Source organism: Lysinibacillus sp. FSL K6-1151, from assembly GCF_038630755.1.
Classification (GTDB): Bacteria; Bacillota; Bacilli; order Bacillales_A; family Planococcaceae; genus Lysinibacillus; species Lysinibacillus fusiformis_D.
Window position 1 is genome coordinate 179,319 of record NZ_CP152040.1, and the last position, 17,798, is coordinate 197,116.

Genomic DNA, 17,798 nt, shown 5'->3' on the forward strand with positions numbered 1-17,798 from the left:
AAGAATAGTTAAAATGTGAGTGAATGCCTATTGTGACGAGTCCATTTTAGATGGATTTTGTGCATTTTATTTATTTATAGTGCATATGCTTACAATCACTCTGTTTTTTGCTTATAATAAGGAAGTCAGAGTTTTCTCTGAACAAAGTAGCCGCAAAGTGAGCGATTGCGATTGAAAAAATTATTATATAGTGTATGCTTTGTTGTGTTTATAGTCATTTTTTTGTACGTAAACAATCACTGGCTAGTCGTAAGTAAGCATGTGTTCGAATCAGAAAAAGTGCCTGCCAGCTTTGAAGGGCTACGCATTGTACAGGTATCGGATTTACATGACGCCCTCTTTGGTGACAATCAGCAAAGACTGATTGCAAAGGTTAAGGATACAAATCCTGACTATATCTTTATCACAGGTGATGTGATAGATAGCAATCGCTACGATTTAAAGCAAAGTCTACAGGCAGTAAAAGGACTAGTTGAAATAGCGGATGTTTATTATGTACTGGGCAACCATGAAGTAGCGACGAATAAGGTTGATGAAATTTATGAGGCGCTGTCATCGTTAGGGGTACATATACTGGCCAATGAATCGACCGTACTAGAGCGCGACGGGGAGCGCTTGGCGATTGTTGGAATTGAGGATCCGTTAATGGGTAGATCCACGGCAGACATGCTAGACATAGCAACAGCTTATTTACCAAACGATATGTTTAAGCTGTTACTGGCACATCGACCTGAGGTGTTTAATACGTATGTAAAGTATCACATGGATTTAGTATTTTCGGGACATGCGCATGGTGGGCAAGTTCGTATTCCTGGACTTGGTGGACTTGTTGCGCCAGGACAGGGGCTGTTTCCAAAATATACAGCTGGTGTCTACGAAGCAGGATCGACTGAAATGGTGGTTAGTCGTGGGCTAGGAAATAGCTCAGTACCATATCGCATTTTTAATCTTCCGGAAATTATTGTGATGGAATTAAAGAAAAAATAAGCACTGCGTTAAATTTTACGCAGTGCTTTCAATTTGTTTACGTTCTGTACGTCTGACAAGATAGATACTAATTTCATACAAAATAATCATAGGTATTAATACGAGTAGCTGACTGATAAAATCGGGTGGCGTGATAACAGCAGAACCTACGCCCATTGCGATATAAGACCAGCCTCGTATTTTTTTCATGGATTCAGCAGTCAGTACACCAATGGCTGATAAAAAGAGAGCAACAATGGGTAACTCGAATAATAAACCGAGCGGTACGGTGGTCATGATTAAAAAATGCATATATTCACTAGCTGATACCATAACATCGAAATTGGTAGCTCCGATACTTACTAAGAAGGTATAGCTAAGTGGATTGACAACAAAGTAGCCAAAAGCTATTCCTATTAAAAAAAGAACTAGCATAATCGGTGCATAGAGACCTAAAAATCGACTTTCCTCTTCCTTTAAGCCAGGCTTTACAAAGCTCCACAGAAAATGAACGAGAAAAGGCATTGCAAGACCAAATGCTAAAGTAGTAGAAATAGTCATATAAAATTTAACAACCTCAAGCGGCCCTAAAATAATGAGAGAATGACCTCGAGTTATGAATGGAAACCAAATATTTATAGTCGAAAAGACTACAATAAAAAATAAAATGAAAATTGTTAGCCCTTTTATAATTTGCTTACGCAGCTCAGAAAGATGTTCCAATAATGAGGTAACAGGTATCAGAGGTTCATCTGCTACATGATCTTCTTCACTTGCTACTACAGGTATTTCAGCTAAAGCCTCCACGGGTGATGGAAGCTCAGCTTGTGGTTTATCAAGAGGGCTTAAATATTTTCTTTTTCCGTCTTCATATGGATCCATAGGAACCCCTCCTACGAAGCATCAGATTTTTTTTCGACCTTTTTCTCGGAATCGTCCTCATCATCCATAAGCCCTTTAGTGGACTTTTTAAATTCTGCAAACGTTTTGCCAACTGCTCCGCCGATTTCTGGCAATTTCTTCGGACCAAATACAATTAACACAATGACCAAAATAATGATTAAGCCAGGTACTCCAATTGCTCCAAGACCTCCCATAAGCCTTACCTCCTTTAAATATAAGTTTTTTACACTAAAGAACCGCCTGATTGACTATATTTAATAACTCCCTCTGCACAGCGATAAGCAAGTGCTCCTAATGTACCTGTTGGATTGTAGCCGCTATTGTGTGCAAAGTTGCCTGCACTTACCGCGAACAGATTATCAACATCCCAATGCTGTAGGTAATTATTCACGACACCTTGCTCTGGCGTTGAACTCATGACTGTCCCACCTGTGTTATGCGTTGTTTGGTAAGGTACGATATTGTAGTCGGTAATTTCAGCGTTAGGAACAATTGTTTTTGCACCCATCTCTTTCATAATGTCAGCTGCTCTTGCGGAAATATATTTATGAAGTGCACGATCCTGCTCAGTAAAATTGTACGTTAATTGTATTAATGGCAAGCCATAAGCATCTTTATAGGTAGGGTCCAGTGATAAATAGTTTTGCTTATGTGGCATAGATGCTCCTTGCGCACCAATACCGAATGAGCGTGTATAGTAATAAATAGACTGCTTTTTAAATTCAGGTCCCCAAGTAGGCGTATCTGGTGGTGTTGGATTGGAACCAATTGGTCGAGTACCTGTCTGTGTAAGAGCAATGTTTCCTCCGTGAATAAAATCTAAATCACTATGGTCAAAATTATCCCCATTGAAGTCGTCTATACACATGCCTAATGAACCTGCGCCCATAAATGTATTGTATTGTTCATCGAAGAACCCCGCAGCACCAGGTAAGATTTGATAGCAATAGTTTCTGCCAAGTGTGCCTTTACCAGTAGTAGGATCATATCGTTCACCGATGTCTGAGACCATTAACAGCTTGGCATTATTAAAGACATAGCTAGTCAATACAACCGCATTAGCAGGCTGAATAAATTCTTCTCCCGACACAGTATCGATATATCTTACACCAGTAGCCTTATTGCCCTGCTTTAAAATTTCGACAACATTGGAATTAAAGCGTAAATCAAAGTTTCCTGTCTTTAAAGCGGTAGGGACGACTGTAATTTCTGCAGAAGATTTTGCGCCATATTCACAGCCAAATCGTTCACAGAAACCACAATATTGACAAGCATTGATCGTTTCACCATCAGGATTTTTATAAACCTCGGATACGTTGGCAGATGGCACCATATAAGGTGTAAGCTTTAAGCTTTGTGCCGCTTTCTCAAATTGCGTAAGCATAGGTGTTTTTTTCATAGGTGGTGTAGGATAGGGATTTGAACGCTTGCCGCTAAATGGATTTTTATCATCACCTGAAATACCTGCTGTTTTTTCAAATTTATCGAAATAGGGCTCCAGTTGATCGTATGTTAAACCCCAATCCTGTATTAGATAATCTGGTCCAAGCTTGTTTGGTCCATAACGTTTATCTGTTAATGTTTTTATTTGAAAATCATAGGGTAAAAATCGATAGGTCATACCATTCCAGTGCGTTCCTGATCCTCCAAGACCCTCTCCAAGTAGGAAGGAGCCAAGCTGTCGCATTGGCAATGCCTTCATATTGCGATCATTTCGAAAGCTTACCGTTTCTTTAGATAGATTTTGCATCAAATCATATCGAATGGCATAACGGTATTCATCGTGAACATTTAAATAATCTTCGGTACCGCGCTTTTGACCACGCTCTAAACCGACCACCTTTAAGCCGGCTTTTGCACATTCAGCAGCAACGATACCGCCTGTCCAACCTACGCCAACTGTTACAACGTCTACACTAGGTAATGTTTTAGCCATTTTCTAACCCCCCTTAATGATTGCCTAATGGATTAGGCTCAATTTTTTGGAATTTCGCATCTTCTATTTGTGTAATATAAGCCATTTGGTGGCCAGGGAAGCCTTTCATGCGCCAGCCATCCATATTACGATTTCCGCCATACATAGGGTCAGAATAGGCACCCTCTAATGTAGCCGCACGCAGCAGTGTAAAGAAGAATGCGGATGTCACCCCAACCATTTCTATGTCACCCTTTTGAAAGGCTGTTAAAATTTCATCCATCTGTTTACCTTCTAAATCATTAAAGCTCTTTTGATAACGCTTTTGAGCTTCGTCCTCTAATTTTTGAATGCCCTGCCTGAAAATTTCTGCTCGTGTTAAACGACTTTGATAGCCTTGTGTAGGGGCACCTACGTCAAATGGAGCTTGCATATATTCTTTAGAGTTACTCCCATAATTTCCTGCCAGTTGATGATCGATAAAATAGGGAACATCTAAGCCTATAGCGCCGGGCCCTAAATCATCTTCTGGGAAGATACGCTCTGTAGCCTTTGATAAGATACTAAAATCTTTTTCATTTCTAAAAAACATCTTAGCCTTAGGCGAACCAGTAGCCTCATTCGTTTCATGCCCACCATGCTCCAGAGTGGAAGTCCCTTTACCTTGGATGTTGTAGCCTACTAGCCCTCCTATTAATCCACCACCGACTAATGTACCAGCAGCAATACCTGTTGTTTTCAAAAAGTCTCGACGAGAAACATTGTTTTTGTCTGAACTCATAGAAATCCTCCCCTCAAAATGTTTTAAACCGATCCTATTGTTAATAATCAGCAAAAATTGTGAATTATAATCAATTTTTATTGGAAAATGTTTTAATTTCATCCAATGTAGCGAGTATTCTGTCTTTCTATAGCAAACTATATCTATGAATTAAAAAATTTGTAGAAAATTGTTAGCACTATATAGATAGTGAAAATGGTATTATTATACATTTATTAATCATATTGGAAAACTTTTGTTGACTTCTACTTTTTGTGACTTTACTCTGAAGTTATGCATAAATATTCGAATAATATAGCTAAAAACGGAAGAAGTGAGAAAAAGGGATATGTGGATAAAAGGTATTGGTGGTAAATTAATTATTGCAATTATTGCTCTTGTTTTTGTAACTTGCGGCACACTTGGACTATCTACTTGGATCAATAGTACGAATGCAATGAATGAGCAAGTGGAATCCAATTTAGTATCTAGAGCAGAGGATGTTTCACAATACATAGAAGAACACTTCCAACTAACACTGGTAGAGGTAGAAGCAATCGCAGAGCAAGAGGCAGTTCGTAGTATGGACTTTGAAAAACAAAAACAATATTTGTCAAAACGCCTTGCTAATAATAAGAACTACTTAGGTTTTGGCATTATAAAAGCTGATGGGGTAGCCCATTATCTAGATGATACAACTGCTGAATTAGGCGATCGTGATTATGTAAAAGAAGGTTTTACTGGCAAGTCTGTCATGTCTGAAATAACGATTAGCCGTGTAACCGGCGAGCCGGTTATTTTAATTGTTTCACCAATTACTACAGCTACAGGTGAAAAAGCACTATTATTGGCTCGTATTGATGGTTATTATTTATCTAATATTGTCGAGGACATTAAGGTTGGAGACAGTGGCTATGCATTTATGCTGGATGCTCAAGGAACGATTATTGGACATAATAATCATTCCTATGTGAAGGAGCAAAATAATCCAATCGAAGAAGCGGAAGAAACAGGTGTTATGACGGGCAGGGCATTAGCTGCAAAAGAAATGATTACCAATGAAAGTGGCTATTTTTCGTTCGAAACAGAGGATGCTGGTACGAACTTAATGGGCTACCATACCCTTGATAATGGTTGGAAAATGGGGGTTATTGCATTAGAAAATGAGATGTTCTCAGGACTTTCTAAGCTTAAGACGAACTTTATTGTCACGACCATCATTGTTTCGATACTAGGACTATTCATCTCATTTGCTATTTCACGTTCGGTCAGTAGACCACTTCGTCATGTGCTTCGTATTAGTGAAGGCTTATCAGAAGGTGACTTTACACAGGAGATCCCTGAGAAGTATTTAAAGCGTATTGATGAGATGGGGACAATGGCGCGTGCATTAGATCGCATGATTGATAATATGCGAGAAATGGTAGCGAAAGTGAGTCAGGAAGCAACTGCAGTGAATGAAGCCTCGTGTGATTTAATGGGAGATGTCACTGCTGTGACAAAGCATTCTAAGCAAATAGCTAGTGCAATCAGTGAAGTAGACAGGGGGGCACAGAGTCAAACCGTGATGGCAGAAGAAAGTGCCTCTGCAATGGAACAAATGGCTATGGGTATACAAAATGTTGCCGAAGTAGCCTCAGCTATTGCCTGCAATACAGATTTTATTTCCCAGAAAATTAGTGAGAGCAATGAAGCTGTCCAGCAATCTATGCGCCGTATGAATGAAATTCAGGAGGGGACGACGGCTGAGCTAACAATTATTCACAAGCTAGAAAGAGAGTCAGAGGAAATTAGTTTAATTTCTAAAATGATTACAGATATTTCTGATCAAACAAATTTATTAGCATTGAATGCCTCCATCGAAGCAGCTCGTGCAGGAGAGGCAGGTAAAGGATTTGCTATTGTAGCGGATGAAGTTCGCAAGCTTTCGGAGCAGACGGCAGAGTCAGCTACCAAAATTAATGTATTAATTGAAAGCGTTCAATCCTACACATTAGAGGTAGTAAAGGCGGCAGAATCGGGCGAAGTTCATGTTGAACGCGGATTAGCTTCTATTGAGGCGGTTGGTGAACGTTTTGAGGAAATGGTTCGAGCGGTAGGTGAGATAGCAGGTCAAATTGAAGAAATGAACGCTTCAGCTGAACAAATGTCTGCAAATACAGAGGAAGTTTCAGCATCTATGGAAGAAATGGCAGCAACCGCACATGCAGCAAGTGATTATGTGCATGAGGTAACAGATGCAACAACAGAACAGTTGAATACAGTAGAAACCATGAACGGTCAAACTGAAAAACTATCAGAAATGGCGAAACGGTTATATGGAGCCATTCAAAAATTTAAGTATTAAAAAGGAGGAGCTGTCTCATAATGACGGCTCCTTTTTCATAGTAGAATTAAGCTTTTTCCATAGCTAGCAGTAGTTCTTCTTTGGAAATCATACAATCGCCACCGCCTTGGACCATTTGGTCACTTCCGCCGCCCTTACCATTAATAAGAGGTAATGCCTTCGCGGCAATATCTTTCATGCTTTTGGTAACATTTTTACCTTTTGCTGCAACAAATTGTAGTTTGCCTTCATTTTCAGAAACTAGTAAGGTCATAGCATCTGACTGGTCAGAGACAATCAGACGAGCGATTTTTTGTAGCTCCTGCATTGTTCGTTGATGAAAAGCAGCCGTTACTACACCTTCACTATTAGCCACCAGTGCCTTTGCTTCGTAAGTTAGTAACTCCTCTTTCGCAGTAGCAAGTGCTTTCTCCGTAGTTTTTTGGACAGATAGAACTTTTGTAAGTGCTGTAGCAGCCTCAATCTCTGGAACACTTAATTGTCGAGCAACATCTGCTAATACTTTTTTCCGCATGGCAAGCTCGGCTAAAACACGTTGTCCACAGACAAAAGAAACGCGCACATTGCCTTTCATTTTTTCAGTGCTTAGTATTTTAATAGCACTGACCTGCCCTGTGGATGTTGGATGAGTGCCACCACAGCCGTTATAATCAAAATCAGGGATAATGACCAGTCGAATGTCCCCCGTCACAGCAACTTCTTTCCGAAGATTATAGTTAACAAGCTCATTTTCTGTAATCCATGTTGTTTGAATTGGACGATTTTCTAAAATGATGTCATTGGCTCTTGCTTCCGCCGCTGCAAGCTGCTGTTCAGTCAGCGTATCTACAGCAATATCAATTGTGACCTGCTCACTACCTAGGTGAAAGCTTACAGTCTGTGCATTAAAAAGCTCTATAAATGCCGCTGTTAAAATATGCTGTCCAGCATGCTGCTGCATATGATCGAATCGTCTTGACCAATTGATTTTGCCACGTACTACACCGTCTAAAGTTGATGGATCTCCTTGAATATAGTGACGAATTTCATCATCCACTTTTTCAACATCTATGACATCTACATTATTCAAAGTGCCTGTATCGTGAGGCTGTCCGCCACCAGTTGGATAGAATGCGGTATTGGATAGGACAACATAATGACGACCAGCTTCATCCATTCCTTTGCTTACAAAATTAGCATTAAACTCGTGTAACATAACGTCTTGATAATATAATAGCTCTTTCATGAAAAAGCCTCCTTTTTATGTAGGGATTCTTAATTCTAAAACAATTCCATTTTATTCTGGCATAATTACTTACACGTGTATACGGCTTTTCTAGTTGACCCATGCTGAAATTGATTTAATATAAAAAGGAACAGCTAAAGAAAAAGGAGCTAGAACAATGGAAATTACACAATTCACAATGGAAGAAATTTTAGACCCTACAAATATTATTGAGGGTAAGCGCTATGAATTTATTTTGGATGTAGAAATTGATGAAGAGGACGAATTATATCACGAAGCTGGCATTGAAATTCGTGTCCTCATCGGTGAAAAGGGCGAATCGCCATTTATTTTAAATTACTTCATTCTGGAAAAGGCTGAAGGTGAATACTTAGATTTTGCTTTAGAGGATGATGAACTAGAGGAAATTCTGACATTCTGTAAAGAAGAAATTGCTAAATTATAATAAATGGGAGCAGGTAGAGAGTATATTCTTTACCTGTTTTTTATTTTGTTGTAGTAGCTGCCACAGGACATGATTTCTTTAGATTAACTACTCCTCGTAAGTATCAGCCATATTTGATTGAATTAAGGATTATGTAAGCTTACTGAAATAAATATGTTGTATTGGAGAACTAAACTTAGTTTTAGTGTTCATAAAAACGGGCATTTTAAAGAGAGAGGTGCTTATATGTCAACTTACACAGATTCCATTTTAATAGCGTTTTTTATAACGATTATTTTATCATTTATACTTTTTATTCCATGGCTTATTTATACGTATCGTAAATATGGATATTTATCTATGTCCAAAACCATTATTATGTTCTCATTTATTTTTTATTTTTTATCCGCACTATGTTTAGTATTACTGCCATTTCCATCTACAAGAGATACATGCTCACTCCAATCCGCAGACACTGTTCATACTAATTTGCGACTTTTTCAATTTGTTGAGGATATTTTAAAGGACAGCGGGGTTGTAGTAACAAATCCCTCTACATGGCTTGCTATAACGAAACAGCAGGCATTTTTTCAAGCGTTCTTTAATTTCTTGCTACTGATGCCGTTTGGCGTTTACTTGCGATATTTTCTTAAAGAAAGAAGGTACTGGAAACGTGCATTTTTAATTAGCTTTTTGCTAACATTGTTTTATGAGGTCACACAAAGAACAGGTATTTACGGCATCTTTAATTGTGCCTACCGCATCTTTGATGTGGACGATTTATTACTGAACAGTGTAGGCGCGTTACTAGGATTCTTTTTAGCACCAATCATATGGGCACTATTCCCTTCGCATGAAGAGGTTGAGGCAAAAGCTGCTGAAATGGAAAAAATGGATATTGTTAAGCCCATCTCTATTTTGCTGGCACTCGTCATTGATTTATGTATCGCACAAATGATATGGATTATGGTTGGCGGTCTGACAGGGTATAGTGGTACATTCGAGTTCTTGGTGAACATGGTCTTGTACATGATCCTCTTTGGCGTGATCCCAAGTATGATGAATGGTGCAACGCTAGGTATGAAGATTATGCGTTTTACAATGGCCAACAAGAATGGCAAAAGTATTGTAAAGCAATCGTGGCGTCGCTGTATCGCTATTGTCGCTACGGCTAGTCTATTCGAAGCCATTTCAACGTTTGGTAGTATTCAATTAAATATGGATTCACCATTTTATGTTCTGCAAATTGTCATTTCTCTACTAGCCGCAACAGCAGGTTTTGCACTTACAATGATTATAGCCATCCATATAATACGTGTCATCGTAAGTGGAGGAAAACGACGTTTGTATATCGATCAATATGCAGATTTAATGGCAACAAGGAAAAAATAAGGGGGCTTGTAGAATGAAATACGTCATCATTGGGGGAGATGCTGCAGGTATGTCTGCAGCAATGGAAATCTATCGTAATGTGCCAGGGGCAGAAATAACTACTTTAGAACGTGGTTTTATTTATTCATATGGGCAATGTGGATTGCCTTATGTTGTAGATGGACGTATTTCATCAACCAAACGTTTAATTGCACGAGATGTCGAGACTTTTAGAGATAAGTATGGCATTGATGCAAGAGTTGGCTATGAGGTAGAAAATGTAGATATAGAGAAGAAATTTATTACGGGGACACAGGCGAGTGGTGAAGCATTTGAGATTCCCTATGATAAGCTTCTTATTGCTACGGGAGCTAGTCCAGTAGTACCTGTGCAAGAGGGGATTGAATTAGAAGGTATCCACACGGTAAAAACGATTCCTCAGTTGGAGGATTTACTGGCTGATTTAACGCCAGATATTGAACAGGTAACCATCATAGGTGGTGGCTATATTGGATTAGAAATGGCTGAAACGCTACACGCCTGCGGGAAAAAAGTAAGGCTAGTTCAACGAGGAAGCCATGTAGCACGAATTTTAGATGAAGAGCTTGCCCAACATGTTCATGAGGAAGCAAAAAAGAACGATGTGGAGCTATTATTAAATACAAGTGTGGAAGCATTTGAAGGGAGTAAACGGGTCGAGCGTGTCGTCACAGATAACAGTGTTTTAGAAACAGATTTAGTGATTGTCGCTTCAGGTATTCAACCAAATACGCAGTTTTTAAAGAATACTGGAATAGCACTTGCGAAAAATGGAGCAATTATTGTGAATCGCCATTTAGAGACTTCTATTGAAAATATTTATGCAGCAGGAGATTGTGCAACCCATTTTAATATTGTGAAGGAGCGTTTAGATTACGTACCTTTAGGAACGACTGCTAATAAGCAAGGTCGTTTAGCAGGCCTTAATATGTCAGGCAAGTTTGCGCCGTTTAGAGGAATCGTGGGAACTTCTATCTTAAAGTTTTTCAATTTAACCATTGCTACGACAGGCATCAATGAGCGTAAGGCGAAAGAGCTTGGCTTTGACTATGAGGCATTTAAACTATCTGCACGTCATATTGCTGGCTATTATCCAGGTGCACAACGTATGTATATTAAGGTGGTTGTTCGCAAGCGGGACCAGCTGCTATTAGGTGCACAAATCGTAGGTCCAGCAGGAGTTGATAAGCGTATCGATGTATTTGCTACGGCATTGTATAGTAAAATGACATTACCTGATTTGCTAGATTTAGATTTAGCCTATGCACCACCATTCAATGGTGTTTGGGACCCATTACAGCAGGTGGCACGAATGAATGGACGTTTATAATAGGAGGTAGAGAGATGAGCATTTATGATATTAACGTAACTTTAGAAGATGGTACTGTCTATAGCCTCGAACGTTATAAGGGAAAGCCTTTGCTAATTGTTAATACAGCCTCCAAATGTGGCTTTACACCGCAATTTGAAGAATTAGAAGGTCTTTATGAAAAATATCAGGAAGCAGGTCTTGTGGTACTTGGTTTCCCTTCAAATCAATTTAAACAAGAGCTAGCGACTGCTGAAGAAGCTGCATCACAGTGTCGTCTGACATATGGAGTGACTTTCCCGATGCATGAGATAGTTAAGGTAAACGGAAAAGAAGCACATCCTATTTTCGATTATCTAACTTCTCACTCCAAAGGATTTTTAGGCAGTAGCGTGAAGTGGAATTTTACAAAATTCCTTGTAAATCGCGATGGTGAGGTTGTAGGGCGCTACGCCTCAGCAGATAAGCCAAGTAGCTTTGAGGACGATATTCAAAAGGTTTTAGGACAATAGATTAAAATGGTTCATGCACAGTTATTTGTGTATGAATCTTTTTTTATGTCAATCAATTTTAAAAGTTGGGGTATACAAAAGGGAATGGCTTCGATAAAACGTAGGAATTAATCGATAACTAGCGATTGATTTAAGGTTGCTGTAAGCTTGCGACAAATTTGTTGTAAGTTTGAGGTCGTATACTAAAGTCAGAAAGAAGAGGTGAGCGTATATGACGCCATTATTAAAGGTACAAAACGTTGGAAAAACTTACGGCAAAGGCGCAAATACTTTTACAGCGCTATCGAATATATCATTTGAAGTAGAAAAAGGAGAGTTTGTTGGTGTAATGGGTCCTTCTGGGGCCGGGAAATCTACCCTTTTAAATGTATTAGCAACGATTGATACGCCAACGACTGGTGAAATAATTATTGGGAATACTAATTTAGCACGTATGAAGGATGCCGAATTAGCGGATTTTCGTCGCGATAATTTAGGATTTATTTTTCAAGATTATAATTTACTCGATTCTTTGACAGTGCGAGAAAATATTGTTTTACCACTAGCTATTGCGAAGATGCCAACAAAGGCTATCAACGCAAGGGTTGAGCGGATTGCTGCATTATTTGGTATAAGTGACTTGCTTGATAAATATCCTTATCAAATTTCAGGAGGACAAAAGCAGCGTACTGCGTCGTCACGAGCATTAGTGACAGAGCCAAAGCTAATCTTTGCGGATGAGCCTACAGGTGCACTTGATTCAAAATCTGCAACAGATTTACTAGAAAGCTTAAGCGATCTAAACCAATCTCAAGCCGCAACGATTATGATGGTTACCCATGATGCTTTTGCAGCTAGCTTCTGCCAGCGGATACTATTTATTCAAGATGGACAGCTTTCTAAGGAAATTCAACGTGGGACTCTAACAAGGAAGCAATTTTTCCAAGAGATCTTGCAGGTGCTGTCTAGCATCGGGGGTGGAGTAAATGACGTTATTTAGTTTAGCGCGCAAAAATATTCAACGCAATTTGTCGAATTACTTTTTATATATTGCCTCGATGGTATTTAGTATCGTTATTTACTTTACATTTGTGACGCTCAAATATAATGATGATCTTTCGGCCTTAAAACAATCATCACAACAAATAAAGGGATTGATGAGTGCATCGTCAGTAGTGCTATTATTCTTTATTGTCATCTTTATGGCCTATTCCAATTCATTTTTTATGAAGAAGCGGAAAAAGGAAGTAGCCCTCTATTCATTGCTAGGTGTGCGTAAGCAAAAAATTGGCTTAATGCTCTTTTTTGAGAATTTAGTTATAGGACTTGTTTCTCTAATACTTGGTATCATTCTAGGGTTCTTTATGTCACAAGGGCTATTAATGATCTTAGTACGCTTAATGGGCTATGAAGTGGTTGGTAGTCTGACATTTTCGATGGAGGCATTAATTAATACGACTGGCATATTTACACTACTGTTTTTATTCACATCATTGCAAGGCTATCGTGTTATTTATCAATTTAAGCTAATTGATTTATTTCACGCTGACAAACAGGGTGAGCAAATTCCACGTGCCTCTTTAGTAGCTGCTTTACTCGGTACTGCGCTAATTGCATTTGGATATTATACAGCTGCCTCTGATATGTTTACGAGTGAAATATGGAAATTCTTCACTATGTTAGGTACGCCATTAATGGTCATAGGTGTAACGATTGCAGGAACATATCTTTTATTCCATAGTGTGAGTGTTTTTGTGTTAATAGCATTAAAAAAAGCCACATCATGGTCATGGAAAGGCTTAAATTTAATCGGTGTTTCTCAGTTATTATATCGTATTCGAGCTAATGCTAAATCGCTGTCGATCATTGCAATTTTAAGTGCAACAACGATTACAGCAGGTGGCGGTGTCTTCGGCATGTATTACAATGCAGAAGCAAGTGTGCGTCAGATGCTGCCAAATACATTTATGTGGAAAGGCGAGACGGTAGAATTTTCTCAAGAAGATGTCTTATATAATGAAGCAGTGGCTGTGAAAAATTTACGTGTTGATAATGAATTCTCGTTTTTCGAATATACATTATTGAAGGAATCTGATTATAATCGTTTAGCGAAATTACAAGGTAAGGATGAAGAACTGCACATTGCAGATGGCTCTACAGTTTTACTTGATGCAGCCTATGATGAACGATTTTCACATGATTTTACGGGTGAGGACTTTAAGCTACAAAACGGAGATTCCTTCCATGTAGAGAAAATGTACAAGGAAAGCGTGCTAAACTTTATAGCAGCGGGAACAGTACTCGTTGTGAATGATCAGGAATTTGCGACTACAAATGCCGAAGAGCTCATCATGCAGGTTGTTGGATTGGACAATGATTTGAAACAACAGAACGTTTCACAAGATATTTATAAACAATTACCTACTGAACAACAAGAAACTTTCTCTAGTGTTCCACAAAGCTATGAGGATGGTTTAGCAACAGTTGGTGCACTATTGTTTGTGGGAAGCTTCTTAGGTCTCGTTTTCCTAGCGGCAACAGGCAGTATTATCTATTTCAAAATTTTAACGGAAGCTGAGGAAGATCAGGCGAAATACGCTATATTAAATAAAATTGGTGTGAATAGTAAGCAAATTTTAAAGACAGTTGCAGGACAGGTGGCTGTGATCTTTAGTGCTCCACTTATCGTCGGCATTGTGCATAGTGCTTTTGCGTTACTAGCATTTTCACAGCTATTTGGTATGAATATTACAAAGCCAGTTATGTTGTGGATTGTTGCATATTCAGCTATTTACTTTATTTATTATATCTTTACCGTGCGTTCGTTCTATAAAATAGTGAGACAGGGGAATTAAATATGAAAAAAGTATTTTTCGGAATAGGTGCATTGTTCATCTTATTCGTGGCAGGATTGGTTGTATTGATGACTGTAGACTTTAATCGGTTAAATAAAGACACATACTATGTCCATATTACAGCTGAGGGAGAAGTAGAGGAGTATAAGGTTGATAGCGGTGAAATCTTTAAAATGTACTGGTACGAGCTACCTGCTTACAATAAAAATGGCGAAGAAAAAACATTAAAGTTTTCAGCACACAAAAATTTACGCCAGGATGCTTATTTAAAGCTTTACGTGAAAAAGGAAACGGAAGTCTCTTCATTTGATGAAGTAAAATTCCACGAGTTACCTGCAAAAGTGCAAGATCAAGTGAAATAGCAAAAAGGTGATGTCAATAGCAGAAAAAGAACCTTTAGCAAGGTGAGAGGTTGATTTCCGTTCCGCCAGCGCCCTTTCTAGGGGGCGTCCGATGAGCCGCTCTTCATTCACTTACGCTCGCTCCAGGGTCTCATCTGTGACGCTAAATCCCCTAGGAGTGACGCTGGCTCCACTCCAATCAACCATTCTGCAAAGTGTCTTTACTTTTTTCATAGTAGTATAGCGATCAAATAGCCCATTATCTGTATTCTTAGAGGGGATAAACTCTTATTTTCAATATGGAGAAGTGATGCGTGACAACACCTCTTCATAAAAAGTAGTGAGCACCTTCACTTTATTTGAAAACTTTGCTAAAAAGGTAACACTTTTGTGGGTTGGAGTGGAAGGCTACTTGACTCCCGTGGGATAGCGAGACAGGCGAGCCTCTAAACGGAGCGGTAGCGGAGGAAGCGGCTCGGCGCTCGCCCACAGGAAAGCAAGTAGCCTGCAGCGGAAATCCATTTTCACCTTTCACAAAAATGCTATGGATAGTTTTGTTTTTCAACACTCTGAGGGGTGTCTCAAAAGTTATTTGAGACACCCCTTTTCTGCACGAAAGTGAAGAGTTACGAAGCGCCAGTGCCAAAAGTATGTTTGAAATTTATCGTTTTTCAAAGAATGCTGCTAGTTAAATTTTGGGTTTTCGTTTATTAGGTATTCCTTTTTAAATAAATGTTAACGCTTGTACCTTTCCCTTCTTCAGAGCTGATACTTACGGTTCCTCCATGGGCCTCGATAATATCTCTAGCAATAGCTGTACCTAAACCAGTGCCAGTTGTTTTTTCCGTATTTGTACCTCGGTAATAGCGTTCAAAAATATGTTCCAGATCCTCTGCTGCGATGCCTCTACCATTATCGGAAATCGTAATAGAATCTTCATCAACTGATACAAGTACGGAAACATCAGGAGTATTATGGAGGATGGCATTGTGTAAAAAGTTCATAATAGCTCTGCGCATAAAGTGCTCGTCAATTTGATGCAGACTGTCCTCGGTGGCTGTCTCAAACTCAAGATTAGCAAGCTCATATTGTGGTGTATTCAATGTATCGATTACAATTTCACGAATAAATGGCACCATATTCACTTTTTTTAATGTGAGAGGAAGCTGTTGATGTCTTAAACGCATCGTTAAATTTAAATCATCTAATAGATCTTGCATATGCAATGATTGTTTTTCTATAATTTTTGCGTACTCAGTTTGCTCACTAAGTGGCAATTTTTCATCATTCAATAGCTCTGCATAGCCACGAATAGAGGCAAGTGGTGTTTTCATATCGTGTGAAACATTACTAATCCATTCCTCACGCATAACTTCTAGTCTCTTTCTCTCTTGTTCATGGGCAGCTAGTTCTAGTGATACTTCATTTAGATTTTCAAAAACAGGCTTGTAAACTCCTCCAGGCGCTTTGTCGGACGAATGCTTATGATCTTTTAAATGGTGAATTCGTTCAATCATCGCATAAAGAGGCTTCGTTAATGTGCGCCCAAAAAGCCAGCCTACCAATGTTGCTACTAACAAGTCCGCAATAACGATGAACAAGCCGAATTTCCCGATAAACTGTAAGATTGATGTGCCAGAAAAATGCATAACATATCTTGTAACACCACTACCTTGAATGCCAATTAAATAACTAAAATCATCCTTATTGCCAATATAAACCGTAGTATTAGAATCAAATTCTTTATATTTATATACCTGAATTAAGTCGATGGGTGTATAGTGCGAGAGTGCTTTTTCTGGTACAAAATGGGCGTCAATAACTTGACCATTTACATCAAGTAATTGAATCCAAGCATTTCGCAGATGCAAATGTTCAAGCCCATCTGCACTTATTGAGGGAACCCCATTTTTAATTTCGATATATTTTTGGAATTCGCGTACAAAGTTTTCTTCTTTAGTTGCAGAAGCACCATCAGAATCAGTAGCTAACCGATAAGTGAGCAGACCTACTAGAATGGCAGTATTGACAAAAATAACGATGATGACAATAGAAAGTACAGAAAGGAGGAAACGCGCTGTTAATCTCCACTTCATTCTTGTGCCTCTTTTGGTACGACGAATTTATAACCAAGTCCTTTAACAGTGGTGATATACAGAGGTTTTGAGGCATCCTGCTCGATTTTTTCACGCAAACGACGGATATGCACCATGACTGTATTATCTGAACCGAAAAAATCCTCTCCCCAGACACGTTCAAACAGCGTTTCTTTACTTAAAATTCGATTAGGATTGTGCATAAAGCACGCCATTAAACCAATTTCCTTTGCCGTTAACTCCAATAAAACGCCATCTTTATGAACTTCAGTTTCATCGGTATTCAGCTGGAATGGTCCAAGCTGTAGTGCTTTCTTGGTAAGGCTCGGAGCAGTATCTTGAATTTGGTAGCCAGCTCTTCGTAATTGGGCCTTTACACGATAGGCAACCTCTTTAGGGCTAAAAGGCTTTGTAATGTAATCGTCTCCACCAATGGCTAGCCCTAAAATTTTATCAATTTCCTCGTTTTTAGCAGACATGAAAAGTACAGGCACATGTGAGACTTCACGGATACGTCTACATAAATCGTAGCCCTCACCATCTGGAAGCATGACATCTAGCAGTACAATATCTGGTTTTGTTAGTTGAAAGCTTGTCCAAGCATCATGAATGGAGCCAGCCGTATAAATTTGTTTGTAGCCCTCTTTTTGTAAGCTTACTTTTAACAGATTAGCTAAATCAGCCTCATCATCCACTACTAATATAGTTGGTTCTTGCACTTATTCACACGACCTTTCGATTTGGAAGAATCCTTTT

The 17,798-nt window shown here is 39.0% G+C and carries 16 protein-coding genes; 9 read left to right on the top strand and 7 right to left on the bottom strand.

The window, feature by feature from the left end; all coding sequences use genetic code 11:
• The first annotated feature begins 171 nt into the window (after nt 1–171).
• Nucleotides 172–987 (top strand): metallophosphoesterase, encoded by an 816-nt coding sequence (locus tag MHI04_RS00895; RefSeq protein WP_058843756.1) that lies wholly within the window; start codon nt 172–174, stop codon nt 985–987.
• Between the two features lie 15 nt (nt 988–1,002).
• On the opposite strand, the gene tatC is transcribed toward MHI04_RS00895, so the two are convergent.
• Genes tatC through MHI04_RS00915 form a run of 4 tightly spaced genes read right to left on the bottom strand, consistent with a single transcriptional unit; the run spans nt 1,003 to nt 4,565 of the window.
• On the bottom strand, nt 1,003–1,848 hold the full coding sequence (tatC, locus tag MHI04_RS00900; protein ID WP_330493867.1) for a twin-arginine translocase subunit TatC: 846 nt from the start codon (nt 1,846–1,848) through the stop codon (nt 1,003–1,005).
• A gap of 11 nt (nt 1,849–1,859) precedes the next feature.
• Nucleotides 1,860–2,063 carry a twin-arginine translocase TatA/TatE family subunit gene (gene tatA, locus MHI04_RS00905; RefSeq protein WP_036125774.1) on the bottom strand — a complete coding sequence of 68 codons (204 nt, stop codon included), beginning with the start codon at nt 2,061–2,063 and terminating at the stop codon, nt 1,860–1,862.
• Nucleotides 2,064–2,092: 29 nt separating this feature from the next.
• Nucleotides 2,093–3,805, bottom strand: coding sequence for a GMC family oxidoreductase (locus MHI04_RS00910; RefSeq protein ID WP_036125775.1), 1,713 nt, complete (start codon nt 3,803–3,805; stop codon nt 2,093–2,095).
• A 13-nt stretch (nt 3,806–3,818) separates the two neighbouring features.
• On the bottom strand, nt 3,819–4,565 hold the full coding sequence (locus MHI04_RS00915; protein WP_058843752.1) for a gluconate 2-dehydrogenase subunit 3 family protein: 747 nt from the start codon (nt 4,563–4,565) through the stop codon (nt 3,819–3,821).
• A 328-nt stretch (nt 4,566–4,893) separates the two neighbouring features.
• Here MHI04_RS00915 and MHI04_RS00920 point away from each other — a divergent pair, with 328 nt between their 5' ends.
• Nucleotides 4,894–6,891: a methyl-accepting chemotaxis protein gene (locus tag MHI04_RS00920; RefSeq protein ID WP_342535266.1), complete on the top strand. Its 1,998-nt coding sequence runs from the start codon at nt 4,894–4,896 to the stop codon at nt 6,889–6,891.
• A 46-nt stretch (nt 6,892–6,937) separates the two neighbouring features.
• Here the strand turns inward: MHI04_RS00920 and MHI04_RS00925 are convergent, their stop codons facing one another.
• Nucleotides 6,938–8,116 (bottom strand): DHHA1 domain-containing protein, encoded by a 1,179-nt coding sequence (locus tag MHI04_RS00925; protein WP_342535267.1) that lies wholly within the window; start codon nt 8,114–8,116, stop codon nt 6,938–6,940.
• Nucleotides 8,117–8,273: 157 nt separating this feature from the next.
• Between MHI04_RS00925 and MHI04_RS00930 the strand changes: the two genes are divergently transcribed.
• From MHI04_RS00930 to MHI04_RS00960, 7 genes are all read left to right on the top strand, one after another.
• Nucleotides 8,274–8,561, top strand: coding sequence for a DUF6509 family protein (locus MHI04_RS00930; RefSeq protein ID WP_058843749.1), 288 nt, complete (start codon nt 8,274–8,276; stop codon nt 8,559–8,561).
• Nucleotides 8,562–8,786: 225 nt separating this feature from the next.
• Nucleotides 8,787–9,932 carry a VanZ family protein gene (locus MHI04_RS00935; RefSeq protein WP_342535268.1) on the top strand — a complete coding sequence of 382 codons (1,146 nt, stop codon included), beginning with the start codon at nt 8,787–8,789 and terminating at the stop codon, nt 9,930–9,932.
• A 13-nt stretch (nt 9,933–9,945) separates the two neighbouring features.
• Nucleotides 9,946–11,280, top strand: coding sequence for an FAD-dependent oxidoreductase (locus MHI04_RS00940; protein ID WP_089933979.1), 1,335 nt, complete (start codon nt 9,946–9,948; stop codon nt 11,278–11,280).
• A 14-nt stretch (nt 11,281–11,294) separates the two neighbouring features.
• Nucleotides 11,295–11,771 (top strand): glutathione peroxidase, encoded by a 477-nt coding sequence (locus tag MHI04_RS00945; RefSeq protein ID WP_089933982.1) that lies wholly within the window; start codon nt 11,295–11,297, stop codon nt 11,769–11,771.
• A gap of 211 nt (nt 11,772–11,982) precedes the next feature.
• A complete protein-coding gene (locus MHI04_RS00950) occupies nt 11,983–12,750 on the top strand; it encodes an ABC transporter ATP-binding protein (protein WP_036125791.1) in 768 nt (255 codons plus the stop codon).
• A complete protein-coding gene (locus tag MHI04_RS00955) occupies nt 12,737–14,605 on the top strand; it encodes an ABC transporter permease (protein WP_342535270.1) in 1,869 nt (622 codons plus the stop codon). The genes MHI04_RS00950 and MHI04_RS00955 overlap by 14 nt, the downstream gene beginning before the upstream one ends.
• A 2-nt stretch (nt 14,606–14,607) precedes the next feature.
• On the top strand, nt 14,608–14,967 hold the full coding sequence (locus MHI04_RS00960; RefSeq protein ID WP_271912076.1) for a YxeA family protein: 360 nt from the start codon (nt 14,608–14,610) through the stop codon (nt 14,965–14,967).
• 689 nt (nt 14,968–15,656) lie between these two features.
• On the opposite strand, the gene MHI04_RS00965 is transcribed toward MHI04_RS00960, so the two are convergent.
• Nucleotides 15,657–17,042: a HAMP domain-containing sensor histidine kinase gene (locus MHI04_RS00965; protein ID WP_342535272.1), complete on the bottom strand. Its 1,386-nt coding sequence runs from the start codon at nt 17,040–17,042 to the stop codon at nt 15,657–15,659.
• Nucleotides 17,039–17,761: a response regulator transcription factor gene (locus MHI04_RS00970; RefSeq protein WP_141905268.1), complete on the bottom strand. Its 723-nt coding sequence runs from the start codon at nt 17,759–17,761 to the stop codon at nt 17,039–17,041. The genes MHI04_RS00965 and MHI04_RS00970 overlap by 4 nt, the downstream gene beginning before the upstream one ends.
• Nucleotides 17,762–17,798 lie beyond the last annotated feature (37 nt).